Genomic DNA, 18,148 nt, shown 5'->3' on the forward strand with positions numbered 1-18,148 from the left:
CAGGGCCGGGCGGGACGCGTCAGGACCAGTTGGGGTGGCCGATCCCGCCGTTCGCGGGGCCGAAGGGGCGGTCGCCCGTGCCGTCGACGCGGATCGTGCGGATCTCCGGCGACGCGTAGGGGCCGCGGGCGTAGCAGATCCATGTGCCGTCGCGCGACCAGGCGGGGTCCATCTCGTGGTCGGCGCCCCTGGTGAGCTGCCGGTCGCCGGAGCCGTCGGCGTTCATCACCCAGATGTGCCCGTCGGAGTAGTCGCCGCGGGTGTAGGCGATCTTCGTCCCGTCCGGGGACCATTCGGGGTCCATCGACGGGACGCCGCTCCTGCTGAGCCTGGTCCAGGCGGCGGGGTTCCGCGGGTCCAGACTGTAGATCTGCGCGGCGCCGTCGCGCTTGCTCCAGAACGCCAGCCTGCCGGTGGAGGACCACATCGGGTCGTCCTTGTCGGCGGGGTCGGTGGTGAGGCGCTGCGGCTCCGTCTGGCCGATGGTGATCGCGTAGATCTGCCGCACGCCCCCGTCCCTGCGCATGAACGCCAGCTTGCCGCCGTCCGGCGACCAGGTCACCCGCCCGCCGGAGAGCCCGCCGATCACCCGCCGCGGGTTGCCGCCGTCGGCGTTCATCACCCAGGCCTCGTACTGGTCCCCGATCTTGCGGGTGAAGGCGACCTTGGTGCGGTCGGGGGAGCGTTCCGGAAGGGTGTCGCAGGTGTCCCCGCTCAGGAGGGTGACGGGCGCGGTCTGGCCGGGGGTGTACGTGCCGATGTCGGCGTGGCATTCCCTGGGCCAGCCGGCCTTGGTGTCGATGCGCACGAGCATCGGCTCGATCGGCGGGCCGCCGGATTTGTTCGCGGAGAGGTTCCCCGTGTTGGGGTCGTCGTCGCTCAGCTGCGCCCACAGCAGCCCGCCCCCGGCCAGGAGCAGCGCCACGGCGGCCGCCGCGCCCGCTATCACCGGTCCCCTTCGCCGGGGCTTGGGCGGCCGCGCCGATGGCAGGGGCGCAGGTGGCAGCGGCGGCGGGGGTAGGGGCCCGCTCCCGCCACCGAGCGCCGACGGATCGGTGATGGTCTCTCCGGCCGGGATCGTGACCCCCTCGGAAACGGGCGAGACCACCCTCTGGAGCGCCCCCGGGTCATCCTGCCTGGGCCCGGTCGGCAGAGGGGGAGACAGCGGCCGACTGGGAGTGGCGGTGGACGGGGTCGCCGATTCCTGGACGGGCACGGGGGCGGCCGAAGGCTGGTGGAGCGAGGCGGCCGAGGGCTGCTGCGCGGAGGTAGTGGACGACTGCTGCACGGGGGCGGCCGAAGGCTGCTGGGCGGAGGCGGCCGGCGACTGCCGTGTCGGGGCGACCGGTGGCTGCTGGACGGGGCCGGTCGAGGAGTCCTGGACGGAGGCCAGCGGAGGCATCCACGACTGGCCCAGGGTGGTGGTCACGGCCGATTCGCTCGCGCCACCGCCCACCAGGTTGAGAAGCAGGTCGCGCGCGCTTGGACGCGTCTCGGGTTCCTTGCCGAGGGCCGCTTTCACCAGGCTCGCGAGCGGTTCGGTGAGAGCGCCCAGTTCGGGTTCGGCGTGCAGGGCGCGGCCCACCATGACGTGGATCGACCCTTGGCCGAACGGGTTGCAACCGTTCGCGGCGTACGCCACCAGGCAGCCCCAGGCGAAGACGTCGACCGCCGGGGTGATCTGCTGGGTGAGGATCTGCTCGGGGGCGATGTAGCCGGGAGTGCCCACGACCTGGCCGGTGCGGGTGTGGGAGGTGGCCATGTCCAGGGCGCGGGCGATGCCGAAGTCGATGACCCGGGGCCCGGAGATGGACAGCAGCACGTTGCTGGGCTTCAGGTCGCGGTGGACGAGGCCCGCGGCGTGGATGGCGACCAGGGCCGCGGCCACGCCCACGGCGACGCCGTGCAGCATGCCCGGGGACAGGGTGCCGTTCTCGGCGATGTGCTGGAGAAGGGACGGGCCTTCGATGTACTCGGTGACCATGTAGGCCATGCCCAGGTCCTGGCCGTGGTCCAGGACCTGCGCGGTGCAGAACGAGGCGACGCGTTCGGCGTTGCGGCACTCGTCGTTGAAGCGGGCCAGGAAGGCGCGGTCGCCGGCCAGTTCGGGGCGGACCACCTTCACCGCGACCGGGCGGCCGTCGGTGCCGTGGCCCAGGTAGACGGCGCCCATCCCGCCCTCGCCGACCTTGGCGTCGAGTGCGTACGGGCCCACCCGGGTCGGGTCGTGGGGCTGCAGTTCGCGCAGCACCACCGCCCCCGGCCTGCGGCCAGGTCGGCTCTCCATTGACGTTCACCTCTCGCCCACCGGGGTCCCCCACCGGTCGGCCGCCGTCGCCGGAGCGCCGCATGGACCCACCCGCCCAACACGATGGCAGAGGTCGGCGGCCGATGGCAGGGATGGAGGCCCGGATCCGCAGGCCGGAAAAGGTCAAGGTTCCGCCAAACCTTTTCCGATGATCGGCAAAGCGGTACGGGACGCCCTCGAAACTGGCATTCGCAGGACGAGACACGCAGGACTTCCCCGGCCGCAACGATCATCGGAGGGTGCCGTGGTGGCCCGGACCCGGCGCCGGAGGCGGCCCCTCGCGGGCCTCGCCGCCGCGATCACGGGGGTGACCCTGACGGCGGGCTGCGTCTCGGGTGACGACCGGGAGGCGGCGCCGCTCACCGACCCGACCGCGATCCGGCAGATCGACCCGGGTGGCGTGCCGGGCCTGAGCACGGTGACGCTCGGCGAGCACGACGCGCGGATCCGCCTCTTCGCCGGGTATCCGCGGATCGCCGGGGCCGAGCCGCTCAACGGCGCGCTGGCCGGGCAGGTGGACGGGGACGTCCGGCCGTTCGCGGAGCGGGCGGCGGGCACCGGGCCGCGTCCGCCGGACGGGGCCGTCCCGGAGCTGAACGTCGAGTGGTCGCTGGCGGCGGCGTCGGGCGACGTGGTCGGCGTGCGGCTGGTGACCGCGCGCTCCCCCGGGCCGTCCGGGTCCGGGGGCGGCGAGACGCGGCGCACGATCTGGTACGACGGAGCGGCCGGAGCCTCCGGTGCGGTGCGCTCCTCGGCCGATCTGGTGAACGGCCCGTCCGCGCTGTCGAGGCTGGCCTCGCTGGTCGCGGCGAGGGTCGCCGCGCCGGCCGTCCCGGCGAAGCTCACGGCGGATCCGCGGGGCGTCTTCTCCTCGCTGGGGTTCAACGGGCAGGGCGATCTGGTCACCGAGTTCAGCGACGGTTCGGTGGCGCCCGCCCCGGCGGGACGGGTCGCTGTCGTCCTGGGGCACGCCGCCTACGAGCCGCTGCTGTCGCCGTTCGGGAGGCGTGCCCGGGACGCGGCGCTGGCCGTGCGGCCCGAGCTGACCCTGAGGACCGCCCCCTCGCCCCCGCCCGACCGCGCCGGCACCGCGCCGCCGGGGCGGCCGACCGGCAGCGCGCCGCCCCCGTCACCGCGGACGGCGCCCCAGGCCGACTGCCGGGTCGCCAAGTGCGTCGCGCTCACCTTCGACGACGGCCCGGGGCCCGACACCGGCCGCCTCCTGGACATGCTGGCCGAGCGGGACGCCCGCGCCACGTTCTTCGTCGTGGGCGCGAACGCCGCCGCGCATCCCGCCCTGCTGCGCGGCATGCACGCCAAGGGCCACGAGATCGGCAACCACACCCACGCGCACCGCGTCCTCGCCCGGTTGCCCGCGCTGCGGATCAACTCGGAGATCCAGCGCACGCAGGAGGCCGTGCGGTCCGCGACGGGCCGCGCGCCTACGCTGCTGCGGCCCCCGTACGGGGAGGGCGGCGGCGCGGTCGCCCGGATCGCCCGTTCGCAGGGCCTCGCCCAGATCCTCTGGAACGGGGACGGTGACGACCTGGCCGATACGGATCCCCGCGCCATCGCCGACCGTGTCGTGTCCCAGGCCAGGCCGGGGGGCATCGTCCGCCTGCACGACGTGCGGGCGGCCTCGGTGGACGCGGTCCCGGCGGTCCTGGACCGGCTGGACGGGGACGGCTTCAGGTTCGTGACCGTCAGCGCGCTCCTCGCCGGCCGTTCCCTGGTGCCGGGCTCCACCTCCGGCGGCCGCTGATCCCCGCCGGCCCGCCGATCAGCCGGTGATCATGTCGAGCCGGCGGAGGATGACGCCCTCGCGGAGGGCCCAGGGGCACACCTCCAGCTCGGTGACCCCGAACAGGTCCATGGCGGCGTCCGCGACGATGGCCCCGGCGGGCAGCTGCGGCACGCGGCGCTCGGAGACCCCCGGCAGTTCGGAACGTTCCTCCGGGGGCATCGAGCCGAGCTTCTCGGCCCATTCGGTGACGCTCCCATGGCGCAGCACCCGCCGCGCGAACGGGCCCTCCGACGTGGGCAGCGCCCCGGCGATGCGGGCGAGCTGCTTGAACGTCTTGGACGTGGCCACCGCGTGGTCGGGCGCGCCGTAGCGGGCGACCTCCCCGACATGGCGGGCGATCTCGGCGCGGACGTGGCGGCGCAGCTTGCGCGCCTCGTCGGCCGGGACCGGGTCGGCGGTGAACCAGTCGCGGGTCAGCCGGACCGCGCCGAGCGGCAGGGAGATCGCCACGTCCGGGTCCTCGTCGATGCCCGCCGCGATCTCCAGGGAGCCGCCGCCGATGTCGACGACCAGGAGGCGTCCGGAGGACCAGCCGAACCAGCGCCGCACCGCGAGGAAGGTCAGCCGGGCCTCCTCGTCCCCGGACAGCACCGTGATGTCGACCTGGGCGCCGTCCCGGATGCGTCCCAGGACCTCCTCGCCGTTGGCGGCGTCCCGGATCGCCGAGGTGGCGAAGGCGACCAGGTCCTCCACCCCCTTGTCCTCGGCGATCTGGAGGGCCTCCTCGACGAAGTCGCGCAGCAGGCCCTCCCCCTCCTCCGACAGCCGGTCGCCGTCCTCCAGATGCGCGGCCAGCCGCAGCTCCGCCTTGTGAGAGAACGCCGGCAGTGGACGCGCGCCCCGGTGCGCGTCCACGACCAGCAGATGCACCGTGTTCGAGCCCACGTCCAGCACGCCGAGTCGCATGGGGATGACGCTACCGAACCCAAGTCACGAAAATTTACGTGGATCACTACTAACCAGACACTCTCGACCAGAGGGCCCTAACCTCACGGACACCTCCACCGGCGCACCGCACCACATCGCTGGAACTACACCACTGGAACAACAGCTTTGGAACCACGTCGCCGGAATCACAGCGACGGCGTCCCGGGGCGGAAACGGCGATGACCGCATCATCCCTGTTTCGTCATATTGATCCGCCGTTGATCAATGATCTGGTGAAATATTGCAGGCCGTTCCGGAGTCCTTCCCGCCCCCCGCCAAGGAGTTCGATGAACCCGCACTTCCCGCCTCACTACACGGCTCCAGCAGCTGGGGTCCCGGGCCCCGGATCCTGGGGATCCGACGGGCCCGCGGGGGCCGCCGGGCGGAACGACGGCGGCGAGGCCGCGGCCGGACCGGGGCGGCGCGCGGCCGCGTGGGCGATCGACTTCGCGCTGGTGATCGTCCTGGCGGGCGCCCTCGGGTCGTGGACCTGGACCCGGCTCACCGAACTGCTCACCAGCGTCCCCGCCCTGGCGGAGAAGAGCGCGTGGCGCGTGCTCACCTCGCGAGGCGACGTCAAGGGGGCCTCGGTCGACTTCGGCCTCGGGCTGTGGAACACCGCGACCGGGTACGTGGTGCAGGCGTTCGCCGCCCTGGTCGTGATCGTGTTCGTCTACCATTTCGCCGCGCTCGCCTGGAAGGGCCGGACGGTCGGCAAGCTCGTCCTCGACCTGCGCGTGGAGGCGCAACGGCGGACCAGGCTGGGCAAGGGCCAGACCCTGGTGCGCGCGGCCTCGACCACCGTCACCGACATCGGCCTCTACGCGCTGGCGTGCTGCCTGCTCCTCCAGGGCCTCTTCGTGTTGTCGGTGCTGTGCTGGGCACTCGCCCTGGCCGTCTTCTGGGTGAACGCGCTGTCGGCCGTCCTTCCGGGGCGTCGCACGCTCCAGGACCGTGTGCTGGGGACGCGCGTGGCGCGCGCGCATCTCTACCGCGCCGCCGTCGGACAGGCCGTTCAGGGCGGCCAGATCGCGCTGCAGGGCGCCCGGGAGGGCGCGCAACGCCTCGCCGAGAACAACAGGCTCAGGGAGTTGCGAGCCTCCGAGTCGGCGCAGCGTGTGCAGGAACTGGGGCGCGACGCCGCCGGAAAGGCCGCCGGGACCGGCCGCAAGGCCGTGGAGAAGGCGAAGCGGGCCTACACGGATCGGCGCGACACCGCGCCGCCGCCCGCCATCGCCGCTCCCCAGCCCCCGCCCGTGCCGCCCATCCCGTACGCGCCGCCGCCCGTGCCCTATGCGCAACCACCGGAGCCGTACGCGCAACCGCCGGCGCAGCCCAACTACCGGATCCCGCCTCCCGAGGAGCAGTGAGCGGAGGCGCCACGGTCTCCCGCTAACGTGGGGCCGTGAGCGGAGGGACCGGCATGGCCGGAGATGAGCGACGCTGGCGGGTGCCGGTGGCGCAGGTGGTCCTCAAGGCGGGCGCGGCCGTGGCGTTCGCCCTGCTGGCGGTGCTGTCCCTGGACGATCGGCCGTTCCTGCTGCTGGCCGGGATCGCCGCGGCCGGGCTGGGGGCGCTGGCGCTGCGCGACGTGCTGGCGCCGGTGCGGGTCGCGGCGGACGCCGGGGGTGTGACCGTCGTCACCGGCTACGCGGGGCGCCGCCGGGTGCCGTGGTCCTCGGTCACCGCGCTGCGGGTGGACGAGCGGCAGCGGCTGCTCCTGCACACCCGGCTGCTGGAGATCGAGACCGCGGACGACCTCCACCTCTTCAGCGCCTTCGACCTCGGCGAGGACGTCCGGGACGCCGCCGCGGAGCTGGAACGCCTCCGCGCCCGCGCCGATCACTGAGCCCCGACGGCTTCCAGGTCAGGTTAGGGTCACCTAACATCGACGGGAGAGTCGATCGAGCGAGGCGGCGGTTCATGCGAGACACCTTCTGGGGCATGCCGCTGTGGCTGGGCGTCCTGGTCGCCGTACTGATCATCTTCGTCCGCGGCCAGGTCTACTACTGGATCGGCCGCGCGCTGGGCGAGCGGATCTACACCTCGCGGCCGGGACGGCGGATCGGCGAGGAGCGGCTGCGCAAGGTCGAGCGGCTGGTGGCGCGGCGCGGGGCGCTGGCGGTGTTCGGGGCCCACTGGGTCGCGGGCCTGCGGCACGCGATCCCGATATGCGCCGGGGCCATGCGGATGCCGCTGCCGCGCTACCTGGTCGCCTCCGCGCTGGGGTCGCTGCTCTGGACGCCGCCGTGGGTGGTCGGCGGGTACGCGGTGATCTGGGGCTGGCTGGAGGTCTTCGGCCGTTCCCCGGTGGCCGTGGCGGCGCTGGTCGCGGCGATCTGCGGGCTGATCGGCACGTTCGTGGTGCTGCGCCGGCGCCGCGGGCGCGGCCGTCCCGGCGACGAACCGGCCGGGCCCGGCGACGAGCGTGAGCACGACGAGCCCGGCGCCACCGCTCCCCGCCCCTGAGCGGGTCGCGGGGGGGGCTTGAGCCCCGCCACGCGCACCCCAAAAACCCCGACACCCCGCGATTCGGCACCGAGGACAGCGCGCAGCGGGCGGCGAAGGTCAGGCGGGCAGTTCCTCGCCGGCGCCCGGGTAGGAGCTCTGGGCACCCGGTTTCCGCACGGCGGCGGCGCCCACGCGGGCCGCGTAGCGGGCGGCGTCCGCGAGGCCGTCGCCGCAGGCCAGCCGCAGGCACAGGGCCGCGGTGAAGGCGTCGCCCGCGCCCGTGGTGTCCACCGCCTCCACCTTCGGCGAAGGGACCGCCGTCACGCCGGACGGGTCGGCGACCAGCGCGCCGTCCGCGCCCAGCGTGATCAGCACCGAGCGCGGGCCCAGGCCCAGCAGCTCCCGGGCCAGCAGGGCGGGCTCCCCCTGGTGGCCGAGCAGGAAGGCCGCCTCGTGCTCGTTCACCACCAGCGGGTCGCACAGGGCCAGGACGTCGTCGGGGACCGGCGCCGGAGGCGAGAGGTTGAGCACCACCCGGGCCCCCGCGCCGGCGGCCGTCCGGGCGGCGGCCTGGACCGTCCCGATCGGGATCTCCAACTGGAACGAGACGACCGCGGCGCCGCCCAGCATCGGCCGGGCCCGTTCGACGTCGCCCGGAACGAGCCGGGCGTTGGCGCCCGGCGAGACGATGATGCTGTTGTCTCCCCCGGTGTCCACGGTGATGAGGGCGACGCCGCTGGGCCCGTCCGTGACCAGCAGGTGGGCCAGGTCCACGCCCGCGTCCGCGAGGGCCTCCCGGAGCAGGGCGCCGTGGCCGTCGTCGCCGATCCGGCCCAGGATGCCGACCCTGCCGCCGAGCCGGGCGGCGGCGACGGCCTGGTTGGCGCCCTTGCCGCCCGGATAGGTGGCCAGGTCGGATCCGAGCACGGTCTCGCCGGGCGCGGGACGCCGTTCCACCCCGATCACCAGGTCCGCGTTGACCGATCCGACCACGACCACGTCATGCCGTTCCGACACTGAGCCTCTCCCTGTTCCTCCCGGCGGAGCCCCACGCTACGAGGTGGCGAACTCGGCCGCGTTCTCGCGGGTGGCCATCTTCACCGGCACCATCGACGTGGCGCCGAGCCGCTCGCCCTCGGCCGCCCTGACGGCGCTCTGCACCGCCATCTGCCCGAGCAGCCGCGGCTGCTGCGCGACAGTGGCGTTCATCGTGCCCGCCTGGACGGCCTTGATGCCGTCCGGGGTGCCGTCGAACCCGACCACCTTGACCTGCGTGCCCGCCTTCGCCCCGAGCGCCTTGACCGCCCCGAGGGCCATCTCGTCGTTCTCGGCGAAGACGCCGTTCAGGCCGGGCTCGGACTGCATGAGGTTGGTCATCACGTCCAGGCCCTTGGTGCGGTCGAAATCGGCGGGCTGCTTGGCGACGACCTGGATCCCGGGGAACTCCCGGATGCCCTGCTCGAAGCCCTGGCCGCGCTCGCGGGACGCCGAGGTGCCCGCCTGCCCCTGGATGATCGCGATCTTGCCGCGTCCGCCCAGTTCCCGGGCCAGCTCCCGGGCCGCGTCCCGGCCTCCCGCGACGTTGTCGGAGGCGACCAGCTGCGCGATGGCGGCGCCGCTGACGGTGCGGTCCGCCGCGACCACCGGGATCCCGGCCCGCTCGGCGGCCTTGGCGGCGGGCGCGGCGGCGTCGGAATCGACCGGGTTGATGATGATCGACTTCATCCCCTGGCCGGCGAAGTTCTGCACCTGGTTGACCTGCTGCGAGGCGTCGTTCTGCGCGTCCGAGACGGTCAGCGCGATGCCCCGCCGCCGCGCCTCGTCCACGGCGCCCTGCCGGAACTGCACGAAGAACGGGTTGTTCAGCGTCGACACCGACAGGCCGATCTTCACCCCGCCGCCGCCACCGGCGGCCGTGCCGGATCCGGACCCGCCGCCGGTGGACGCCACGCCCACCGCCAGCGCCGCCACCACCGCGACGACCGCCGCTCCCCCGGCCCAGAACGCGGCCGGGCGGACCCGGGTGCCGCGGCGCCGGACGGTGTCCAGCAGCACCGCCAGCGCGATCACCACGCCGATCACCACCTGCTGCCAGAACGCCGACACCGACAGCAGGTTCAGCCCGTTGCGCAGCACGGCCAGGATCAGCGCGCCGACCAGGGTGCCGAACGCCCGGCCCTTGCCGCCCGACAGGCTGGCCCCGCCGATGACGACGGCGGCGATGGCGTCCAGCTCGTAGCCGTTGGCGGCCTGCGGCTGGGCGGAGGCGAGCCGTCCGGCCAGCACGATCCCCGCGACGGCGGCGAACGCGCCCGACAGCGCGTAGGTGACCAGCTTCTGCCGGGACACCCGGATGCCCGACAGCCGGGCCGCCTCCTCGTTGCCGCCGATCGCGTACATCGCCCGGCCGCTGTAGGTGCGGGCCAGGACGAACGCGGTCAGCAGCCCCATCGCCACCATGACGATCACCGGGACCGGCAGGTAGGAGCCGATCGTGTCGCCGACCCGGGTCACCGCGTCCGGCAGCGCGATCGGGCTGCCCTCGGAGATCACCAGCGCCAGCCCGCGGGCCACGCCCAGCATGGCCAGGGTCGCGATGAACGGCGGCAGCTTCCCGTAGGTGATCAGCGCCCCGTTCACCAGCCCGGCCGCGACGCCGGTCGCGACGGCCAGCACCGCCGCGATCGGCCAGGGCACGCCCTGGCCGGTGGCCGTCCAGGCCAGCACCACCGCCGACAGCGCCGCCACCGCGCCGACCGACAGGTCGATGCCGCCGGTCACGATGACGAAGGTGACGCCGAACGCCAGGATGGCGACCACGGCCGCCTGCACCCCGACGTTGAGCAGGTTGGTGACGGTCAGGAAGTCTCCCGACAGCAGGGCCAGCACCACGACCAGGACGGCCAGCCCGGCCAGCGCACCGTTCTCGCCCAGCAGCCGGGCCGCGGCCCGCGCCGCGCCGTCCCGCGCTCCCGCCGGTGGCCGCTCGCGCAGCGTGTCAGTGGACATCGGCCTCTCCCTCCAGCGTGTCGTCGTTCTCGCCCGCCGCGGCGGCGGCCGCGCCGTCGCCGCCGACGGCCAGGGCCATCACCGCGTCCTGGGTGGCCTCGCCGGCCGGCAGCTCGCCGGCCAGCCGGCCCCGGGACATCACCAGCACCCGATCGCTCATGCCCAGTACCTCGGGCAGGTCGCTGGAGATCATCAGCACCGCGTGCCCCGCCGCGGTCAGCGCGTTGACCAGCCGGTAGATCTCGACCTTGGCGCCCACGTCGACGCCGCGGGTGGGCTCGTCCAGGATCAGCACGCGCGCCTTCGCCAGCAGCCACTTGCCGATCACGATCTTCTGCTGGTTGCCGCCGGACAGCGTGCCGACCGGCTGCCGCAGCCCCGACATCCGCACGTTCAGCCGCGCGGCGATCTCGGCGGCCCGGCCGCGCTGGCCGGAACGGTCCACCAGCCCGGCGCGGCTGGTCGGGCCCAGCGTGACCAGGCCCAGGTTCTCCTGGACGTCGGCGCCCGGCACCAGGCCCTGGCCCTTGCGGTCCTCGGGGACCAGCCCGACGCCCGCCTCCATCGCCGCGTGCACGTCCCCGCCGCGCAGCGCGGCGCCGCCCACCAGCACCTCGCCGCGGTCGTAGCGGTCCGCCCCGAAGATCGCGCGCGCCACCTCGGTGCGGCCCGCCCCGACCAGCCCCGCCAGCCCGACCACCTCGCCCGCCCGCACGTCGAAGGAGACCCCGTCGAAGGCGCCGTCCCGGCCGAGCCCGCGCACGGTCAGCAGCGTCTCGCCCGCGTCGGACCGCTCGCGCGGGTAGCGCTGCTCGATCGGACGGCCGACCATCAGCCGGACCAGCTCGTCCTCGGGGGTGCCGGCGGGCACCTCGGCCACCGACCGGCCGTCGCGCAGCACGGTCACCCGGTCCCCGATCCGCGGGATCTCCTCCAGGTGGTGGGTGATGAACACGACCGCGACGCCGCGCTCGCGCAGCGCCCGGACGATCTCGAAGAGGGTGTCGACCTCGCCGGTGGTGAGGACGGCGGTCGGCTCGTCCATGATGAGCACCCGGGCGTCCCGGCCGAGCGCCTTGGCGATCTCGACCATCTGCATCCGGGCGATGCCGAGGTCGGCCATCCGGCGGCGCGGGTCGGCGTCGACGCCGACCCGGTCCAGCAGCTCGCGCGCGGCGCCGTCCATGGCCCGCCGGTCCACCAGGCCGAACCGGCGCGGCGGGCGGCCCAGGAAGAGGTTCTCGGCGACGGTCAGCTCGGGGACCAGGTTGAACTCCTGGTAGATGGTGGCGATGCCGAGACCGGCCGCGTCCTGCGCGTCGCGGATCTCGACCGGCCTCCCGTCCACCTCGATCCGGCCGGAGTCGGGACGGTGCGCGCCCGACAGCGCCTTGATCAGCGTGCTCTTGCCCGCGCCGTTCTCACCGAGCAGCACGTGCACCTCGCCCGGCCGCAGGTCGAAGTCGACCCCGTCCAGGGCGACCACGCCCGGGAACGCCTTGCGCAGGCCGCGCACCCGCAGGATCTCGTCCGTCATGCCCGAACGCTCCCTTCCCTCTCGCCCGCGTCCCTCTCACCCGTGCCGGCGGGCTCGCCGCAGGAGCGGCGGACCACCAGCCGGGACGGCAGCACCACCGACTCCACCGGCCGGTCCTCGATGCGCTCGGCCAGCACCCGCACCGCGCGCCGCCCCAGTTCCTGGACGGGCTGCGCGATCGCGGTCACCGGCGGGTCCAGATGGGTGAACCACGGCAGGTCGTCGTAGCAGGCCAGCGCCACGTCCCGGGGGATCCGCAGACCCCGGGCGCGGATCTCGTCCAGCGCGCCGAGCGCCATCAGGTTGTCCCCGGCCACGATCACCTCGGGGGCCTCGGGCAGGTCCAGCAGCCGGGCCGTCGCGGACCGGCCGCTGGCCGCCTGGAAGTCCCCGGCCTCCAGGTGGCCGCCCGGGACCGGCAGGCCGCACGCCTCCATCGCGGCGGCGAACGCCTCGGTGCGCTCGCGGCCGGTGGACAGCAGCGCGGGCCCGGAGATGAAGGCGATCCGCCGGTGCCCGAGGTCGCGCAGGTGCCGGACGAGCGCGGCGATGGCCGCGGCCCCCTCCGCCCGCACGGTGGGCACGTCCAGGCCGGGCAGCGTGCGGTCGAGGAAGACCAGCGGCAGCCCGTCGCGGACGGTGTCGCGGACGAGCGGGGTGATCTCGGCGGTGGGGCACAGCAGCAGCCCGTCCACCCGCTGCTCCAGCAGGGTGCGGACGTAGTGGTCCTGCCGGTCGGGGCGCTCGTCGGCGTTGCCGATGACGACGGAGTAGCCGAGGGCGCGGGCCTCGTCCTCGACGGCGCGCGCCAGCTCGGTGAAGAACGGGTTGAGGATGTCGCCGATCACCAGGCCGAGGGTGCGGGTCGCGTCGGTGCGCAGGGAGCGGGCCACCGCGTTGCGCCGGTAGCCGAGCTCGGCGACCGCCTCCAGCACCCGCGCCCGGGTGGCGGCGGTGACGGAGGCGCTGTCGTTGAGCACCCGGGAGACGGTGGCGACGGACACCCCGGCCCGCCGTGCCACGTCCTTCACGCTCGCCATCGCGCGTCCCGCCCTCGCCGTGTAAACGATTACATCGATGTAAACGATTACATGACGCCGCTTCTTCCCGCAACCCCCGGCGGAATCAGTACGGGGTGATCAGTACGGGGTGAGCGCGGAGAGATCGACCACCTCGGCCAGCTCCTCGACCGAGGTGTAGTAGCCGCGCCCGACGAGGGCGCCGCCGTCGGTGACCAGGAACGCCGCGTCCACCGCGGCCGGGACCCCCATGTAGGAGGCCCACACGCGATGCGCGCCCGACAGCCGGACCGCGGCGACCCTCACCGTTCCCGGCCCGGCCCAGCGGATGCCTCCCCCCTGGCCTTCCCCCACGGGACCGACGTTACGGAACGCGATGGATCAGCTACACCATCAGCTGGTATAGCGTTGTCCGCCGTGAGCGAGGTGCACGAGACACGGCTGGGACGCCGGGTCGCCGAGGCCGCCGACACCCTCCTGAGGCGCTCCCACTCGGTGGCGGCCGTCGAGGTGTTCCAGCAGATCGGCTGGCTCACGGCCCCGCGCGTGGACGAATGGCGCCAGGGACGGATCGACCCCCTCGAAGCGGCCATGACCGTACGCCACGACAAGATCGCCACGGCGCTCGTCGCACTGCGCGCCTGGGCCGAGGAGAAGGGCCTCGAACCCTCGGAGGCCGCCTACATCGCCGCCACCCGCGACCGCAGGCCGCTGCGCTTCACCGCACGCGCGGACGAGACGGCCGATCGCGCGTACCGCACGCACTGGATCTCCCCCGACCTCACCCCCGCACGCCGCGAGCGCCTCGCCGCGCGCCAGAACCAGGCGCCCGACCTGGTGGCGGTGCTCCCGCCCAAGCCGGACTGGACCTGCGCCTCCTGCCACGGCACCGGCGACATGCTGGTCATGGAGGACGGCGCGCCGCTCTGCCTGGCCTGCGCCGACATGGACCACCTCCTCTTCCTGCCCGCCGGGAACGCGGCGCTCAGCCGGCGCGCCAAGAAGGAGAGCGGGCTGTCGGCGATCGTCGTCCAGCACAACCGGCGGCGCAAGCGGTACGAGCGGCGCGGCATCCTGGTGGAGGAGGAGGCGCTGGCCAGGGCCGAGGAGCAGTGCCTGGCCGACGAGGACGCGCGGGCCCGGCGCCGCGTCCGCGACCAGGAGCGCCGCGCGCACCAGGACGTGGAGTTCCAGGCCCGGATGGCGGCCGAGATCGTCCGGCTGTTCCCCGGCTGCCCGGCGGAGCGGGCGCGGGCGATCGCCGAGCACGCGGGGCTGCGGGGCAGCGGGCGGGTCGGCCGTTCGGCGGCGGGCCGGGAACTGGACGACAACGCGCTGCTCCTCGCCGTCGCCGCGTCCGTCCGGCATCTGGACACCGACTACGACGAGCTGCTGATGTCGGGCGTCCCGCGCCAGGACGCCCGCACCCGGATCCGCGCCCGCGTGGACGCCGTCCTGGACGGATGGCGCCGACCCTGACGGAGCCCTGTCAGAGCGGTACGGCGGCCGCCGCGGCGGCATCACCCGGCACGAGCTCGTTCTGGGCCCTGACATGGGTCATCAGGACTTCCAGCGACACCCCGAGCACCTCGGCGACGGCCACGACGGTGAAGAAGGCCGGCGTGGGGATGCGGCCCCGCTCGATCTTGCGCAGCGTCTCGGGGGAGATCCCGGCCCTGCCGGCCACCTCCACGATGCTGCGCGGGCCGCGCGCCTGACGCAGGGCCTCGCCCAGCCGCTCGCCGCGTTCGCGCTCGGACTCGGTCAACGGTTCTCGCACCATGCCTGTGATACTAATACCGGTATAGTTATCGTCAACATCCGGCTCCGGCACGGAGCGGAAGGGCAGCACCGTGATCGAGCTCAAGACCCCCGGTGAGATCGACGCCATGCGCGAGGCGGGCCGGGTCGTCGCCGCGATCCACGACCAGACCCGGGCCCGCGCCGCCGCCGGCGTGTCCCTGCTCGAACTGGACGAGCTCGCCCGCGAGATCATCGCCGAGGCGGGCGCCGGCGCTTCGTTCCTGGGCTACCACCCCTCGTTCGGGGCGACCCCCTACCCCGGGGTCATCTGCACCTCGGTCAACGGCGTGATGCTGCACGGCCTTCCCACGTCCTACCGGCTGCGCGAAGGCGACCTGCTCAGCGTCGACTGCGGCGCGTACATCGACGGCTGGCACGCCGACGGCGCGGTCAGCTTCGTCGTCGGCCAGGCCCGGCAGGAGGACCTGGCACTGATCCGCACCGCCGAGCAGATGCTCGCCGCGGGCATCGCCGCCGCCGTCCCCGGCGGGAAGATGGGCGACATCGGCCACGCCATGTCCCGGATCGGGCGCGGCGCCTCCTACGGCGTCCAGAACGACTTCGCGGGCCACGGCATCGGCCGGGAGATGCACGAGGCGCCCTTCGTCCCCAACGAGTCCCGCCCGGGACGCGGGCTGCGGCTGCGGCCCGGCCTCGTCATCGCGATCGAGCCGAGCCTCATGGCGGGAGGCGGCGACGACTACTACACGGCCTCCGACGGCTGGTCGCTGTGCACCGGCGACGGCAGCCGCTCCGCGCACGTCGAGCACACGGTCGCCATCACCGAGGACGGCCCCCGCATCCTCACCCTGCCCTGAACGCCGCCCAGCCCGCTTTCCTAGGTGGACACTTGACACCGCTAACGCGGCGGCTCCCCCAGGACCCTCGTCCAGTGGGTGCCCACGGGCCATTCCCGTTCGGGCCGACGAGGGTGGATGCCGACGGCCGCCAGAGAAGGCAGGTCGTCCCTCAACTCCCGCCATTGGTCATGAGTCAGCTCAAGGAAGCGCAGCCCTTGGAACTCGGCCACCGCGGCGAGGTCCGCGACGGGCGCACCCGCGATGTCCAGCGCCCACAGGTGGGGCACCGTGAGCAGCGGGGCCAGCTCGACCGGCCGCGCGGAGGACACCGACAGCGAGCGCAGCTCCGGATGGCCGGTCAGCGGCGTGAGGCCGACGGTCTCCAGATCGAGTTCGAGATACTCGACCGGACGCTCGCGTAGCGGGGTGAGATCGGGCGAGCCGGAGCCCGCCAGCGACAGCGAACGCACATTGGGCAGCGCGTCGAGGAACGCGAGGTCACCGACGTCGGACACTCTGACCCGCTGCACCCGAGGACGCGTCTGCCCTGCCTGCGCCCTTGCCGACGGGCCATCGGTGTACCAGGTGCGCTCACTGTCGATCGCGAGTCCGTTCGGCAGGTCCGCCTCGATCCAGAGGTTCTGGTCATGCTGGGAGTAGTCGCCGCGTTCCAGCGCCTCCACCAGGCGGCGCAGGAACGTGGTCACCGAGTCGGCGACGTACAGTGGCCCGTCCGTGTAGTCGATGCCAATCGCGATGACCTGCCCCGGACGTCCCTCAGGGCCGGGGTCCATGTCCACGGCGAGCCAGTTGCCGCCGGTGTCGTCCGCGAACTGGATCCAGCCCGGACGCAGCAGCGACCGCCGGACGGCGTTCGGCGGCTCGGAGTCGAAGACCGTGCTGCGCTGCGGCTCGTACTCCCACTGCCGGCCGAGCAGCCAGTCCTCCTCCTCGTCGCCGATCTCGTCCAGCGAGTGCCACGGGTGCCGATCGAACAGATGGTTGATGATCTTGTAGCCGTCGCCGTCCGCGATGCCGTAGAGCGCGCGGAGGTCGGGTGGGAACGCCAAGCCCAGACGCTCCTCCGCGGCGTCGAGATCCTCTTCGGTCGCGGGCCCGGGAAGCTCGTCCTCGTATCCGAGGATCTCTGCCATCCGCCGCCGGTACTCATGAAAGAGGCGCACCGCCTCGTCCGGGTCACCGGCGGGTAGCGCGTCCGAGGGGCCCTCCTGCTCGTCACCCCGGTCGGGCAGAAAAAACCCGGCATCGATTTCATAGAGGATCGGCTCGTTCTCGAAGGGGGATGCGACCATGCCCCAGAACCTAACGGCCACCCCCGACATGCCTCCGAAACGATCGCGCTCGCGATGAACGGCTCCGGCGAGGCGATGATCTCCCGGCCGCCGGCTATGCGGACGGTCAGAGGCGGCGCGACTCGGGCGGCCGGCCGTGGGTCGCGGCCGTCACCGCGTCGGCCGCGGCCCTGACGCGTTCCCCGAGTTCGATCACGTCGGTGCCGCTCCAGGCGGGGTCGCCGGGGGCGCCCGACGAGCAGATCATGCACAGGGCGACCGTCACCGCGCCGCTCGCGTCGAAGACCGGGGCGTTGACGCTCGTGGGGCGGTACCGGGCGCCGGGCTCCACCGTGGGCGGCAGGGTGTCGGCGAGATCGAACGCCCGCACGATCTCGCCGAGCATCCCGTGCAAGGTCGCGGCGTGCTTCTCGGAGCGCCGGTCCTCGCCGAGTTCCCTGGCCAGCGTCTTGAGCCGCTCGTGCAGGCGGTTCTCCACCTCCAGCGCCCAGCCGCGCTCGCGGACGCTGGCCAGGCCCGGGGCGATCTGCTCCAGCGCGTCCGGCGGCCGGTCCTCACCGAGCCGGTCGAGCCACCGGCCGACGGCGCCGGGGTCGTCGGACCACGCGACGCAGACGGCGCCCAGCGGAGGTCGGGGCGGGATCCGGTCGCCGAGCCGCAGGCAGTGGTAGCCCGTGCCCGGACGGCCCGCCGCCCACTCCCTGGCGTGCCGCGCCGAGGGCTGCACGATCTCGCCGACCAGCAGGTCGTCGTACTCGCCCGGGATCGCCCCCGCCACCAGCACCAGGCAGGGCAGGCCGGTCTCGTCGACGATCTCGCGGACGACCGGGCGCGCGGCGTCGACCACCACGTGCCCGCGCGCCGCCGCCCGGCCGGCCGCCACCAGCGCGGGCCCGAGCCGGTAGGTGTGCCGTTCGGGGTGGCGCAGCAGCCAGCCCCGCCGGGTCAGCGTCGTGACCATCGGGTGGACGGTCGCCTTGGCGACGTTGAGCGCGCGGGCGATCTCGGCCAGGGCGAGTCCCTCGTCGGGACGCTCGACCATCAGGTCCACCAGGTCGAGGAGGCGATCGGTCTGCGGCGAGGGTCGGCCCATGGACCCGAAGGTAACACCATGTTCGCATAGTGCGACCGTTGATTTGCCGATTGCCAACTGCCAGGTTGTGAGGCGTAGTCGTCA

At 73.8% G+C, this 18,148-nt stretch carries 16 protein-coding genes; 6 read left to right on the forward strand and 10 right to left on the reverse strand.

Annotation, left to right across the window (positions count from 1 at the left end; translation table 11 throughout):
* Positions 1-19 precede the first annotated feature (19 nt).
* Positions 20-2,287 carry a protein kinase domain-containing protein gene (locus ACZ466_RS02945; protein ID WP_378285657.1) on the reverse strand — a complete coding sequence of 756 codons (2,268 nt, stop codon included), beginning with the start codon at positions 2,285-2,287 and terminating at the stop codon, positions 20-22.
* Positions 2,288-2,552: 265 nt separating this feature from the next.
* Between ACZ466_RS02945 and ACZ466_RS02950 the strand changes: the two genes are divergently transcribed.
* Positions 2,553-4,070 carry a polysaccharide deacetylase family protein gene (locus ACZ466_RS02950; RefSeq protein WP_464042773.1) on the forward strand — a complete coding sequence of 506 codons (1,518 nt, stop codon included), beginning with the start codon at positions 2,553-2,555 and terminating at the stop codon, positions 4,068-4,070.
* Positions 4,071-4,088: 18 nt separating this feature from the next.
* Here the strand turns inward: ACZ466_RS02950 and ACZ466_RS02955 are convergent, their stop codons facing one another.
* A complete protein-coding gene (locus ACZ466_RS02955; protein WP_378285659.1) occupies positions 4,089-5,018 on the reverse strand; it encodes a Ppx/GppA phosphatase family protein in 930 nt (309 codons plus the stop codon).
* Between the two features lie 308 nt (positions 5,019-5,326).
* On the opposite strand from ACZ466_RS02955, the gene ACZ466_RS02960 reads away from it, so the two are divergent.
* From ACZ466_RS02960 to ACZ466_RS02970, 3 genes are all read left to right on the forward strand, one after another.
* Positions 5,327-6,409, forward strand: a complete 1,083-nt coding sequence (locus ACZ466_RS02960) for an RDD family protein (protein ID WP_378285660.1) — start codon at positions 5,327-5,329, stop codon at positions 6,407-6,409.
* Between the two features lie 35 nt (positions 6,410-6,444).
* The gene (locus ACZ466_RS02965) at positions 6,445-6,888 is read left to right on the forward strand and encodes a PH domain-containing protein (protein ID WP_378285661.1); all 444 of its coding nucleotides are present in this window, start codon (positions 6,445-6,447) and stop codon (positions 6,886-6,888) included.
* Between the two features lie 74 nt (positions 6,889-6,962).
* Positions 6,963-7,508 (forward strand): DedA family protein, encoded by a 546-nt coding sequence (locus tag ACZ466_RS02970; protein WP_378285662.1) that lies wholly within the window; start codon positions 6,963-6,965, stop codon positions 7,506-7,508.
* A 99-nt stretch (positions 7,509-7,607) separates the two neighbouring features.
* On the opposite strand, the gene ACZ466_RS02975 is transcribed toward ACZ466_RS02970, so the two are convergent.
* The 5 genes from ACZ466_RS02975 to ACZ466_RS02995 form a co-directional block, all read right to left on the reverse strand.
* Positions 7,608-8,507 (reverse strand): ribokinase, encoded by a 900-nt coding sequence (locus tag ACZ466_RS02975; RefSeq protein WP_378285663.1) that lies wholly within the window; start codon positions 8,505-8,507, stop codon positions 7,608-7,610.
* A 36-nt stretch (positions 8,508-8,543) separates the two neighbouring features.
* On the reverse strand, positions 8,544-10,499 hold the full coding sequence (locus ACZ466_RS02980; RefSeq protein ID WP_378285664.1) for an ABC transporter permease/substrate-binding protein: 1,956 nt from the start codon (positions 10,497-10,499) through the stop codon (positions 8,544-8,546).
* On the reverse strand, positions 10,489-12,036 hold the full coding sequence (locus ACZ466_RS02985) for a sugar ABC transporter ATP-binding protein (RefSeq protein ID WP_378285665.1): 1,548 nt from the start codon (positions 12,034-12,036) through the stop codon (positions 10,489-10,491). The genes ACZ466_RS02980 and ACZ466_RS02985 overlap by 11 nt, the downstream gene beginning before the upstream one ends.
* On the reverse strand, positions 12,033-13,076 hold the full coding sequence (locus ACZ466_RS02990) for a LacI family DNA-binding transcriptional regulator (protein ID WP_378285666.1): 1,044 nt from the start codon (positions 13,074-13,076) through the stop codon (positions 12,033-12,035). The genes ACZ466_RS02985 and ACZ466_RS02990 overlap by 4 nt, the downstream gene beginning before the upstream one ends.
* 99 nt (positions 13,077-13,175) lie before the next feature.
* On the reverse strand, positions 13,176-13,409 hold the full coding sequence (locus tag ACZ466_RS02995; protein WP_378285667.1) for a hypothetical protein: 234 nt from the start codon (positions 13,407-13,409) through the stop codon (positions 13,176-13,178).
* 63 nt (positions 13,410-13,472) lie between these two features.
* Between ACZ466_RS02995 and ACZ466_RS03000 the strand changes: the two genes are divergently transcribed.
* Positions 13,473-14,534 (forward strand): DUF2293 domain-containing protein, encoded by a 1,062-nt coding sequence (locus tag ACZ466_RS03000; RefSeq protein ID WP_378285668.1) that lies wholly within the window; start codon positions 13,473-13,475, stop codon positions 14,532-14,534.
* Between the two features lie 10 nt (positions 14,535-14,544).
* On the opposite strand, the gene ACZ466_RS03005 is transcribed toward ACZ466_RS03000, so the two are convergent.
* Positions 14,545-14,838: a helix-turn-helix domain-containing protein gene (locus ACZ466_RS03005; protein ID WP_378285669.1), complete on the reverse strand. Its 294-nt coding sequence runs from the start codon at positions 14,836-14,838 to the stop codon at positions 14,545-14,547.
* Positions 14,839-14,908: 70 nt separating this feature from the next.
* On the opposite strand from ACZ466_RS03005, the gene map reads away from it, so the two are divergent.
* On the forward strand, positions 14,909-15,676 hold the full coding sequence (map, locus tag ACZ466_RS03010) for a type I methionyl aminopeptidase (protein ID WP_378285670.1): 768 nt from the start codon (positions 14,909-14,911) through the stop codon (positions 15,674-15,676).
* A 41-nt stretch (positions 15,677-15,717) separates the two neighbouring features.
* On the opposite strand, the gene ACZ466_RS03015 is transcribed toward map, so the two are convergent.
* Both ACZ466_RS03015 and ACZ466_RS03020 read right to left on the reverse strand, forming a co-directional pair.
* Positions 15,718-16,971: an SMI1/KNR4 family protein gene (locus tag ACZ466_RS03015; protein ID WP_378285671.1), complete on the reverse strand. Its 1,254-nt coding sequence runs from the start codon at positions 16,969-16,971 to the stop codon at positions 15,718-15,720.
* Between the two features lie 106 nt (positions 16,972-17,077).
* A complete protein-coding gene (locus ACZ466_RS03020; protein WP_378285672.1) occupies positions 17,078-18,064 on the reverse strand; it encodes a helix-turn-helix domain-containing protein in 987 nt (328 codons plus the stop codon).
* Between the last annotated feature and the right edge of the window lie 84 nt (positions 18,065-18,148).

The sequence above is a fragment of the Actinomadura rugatobispora genome (assembly GCF_055379765.1).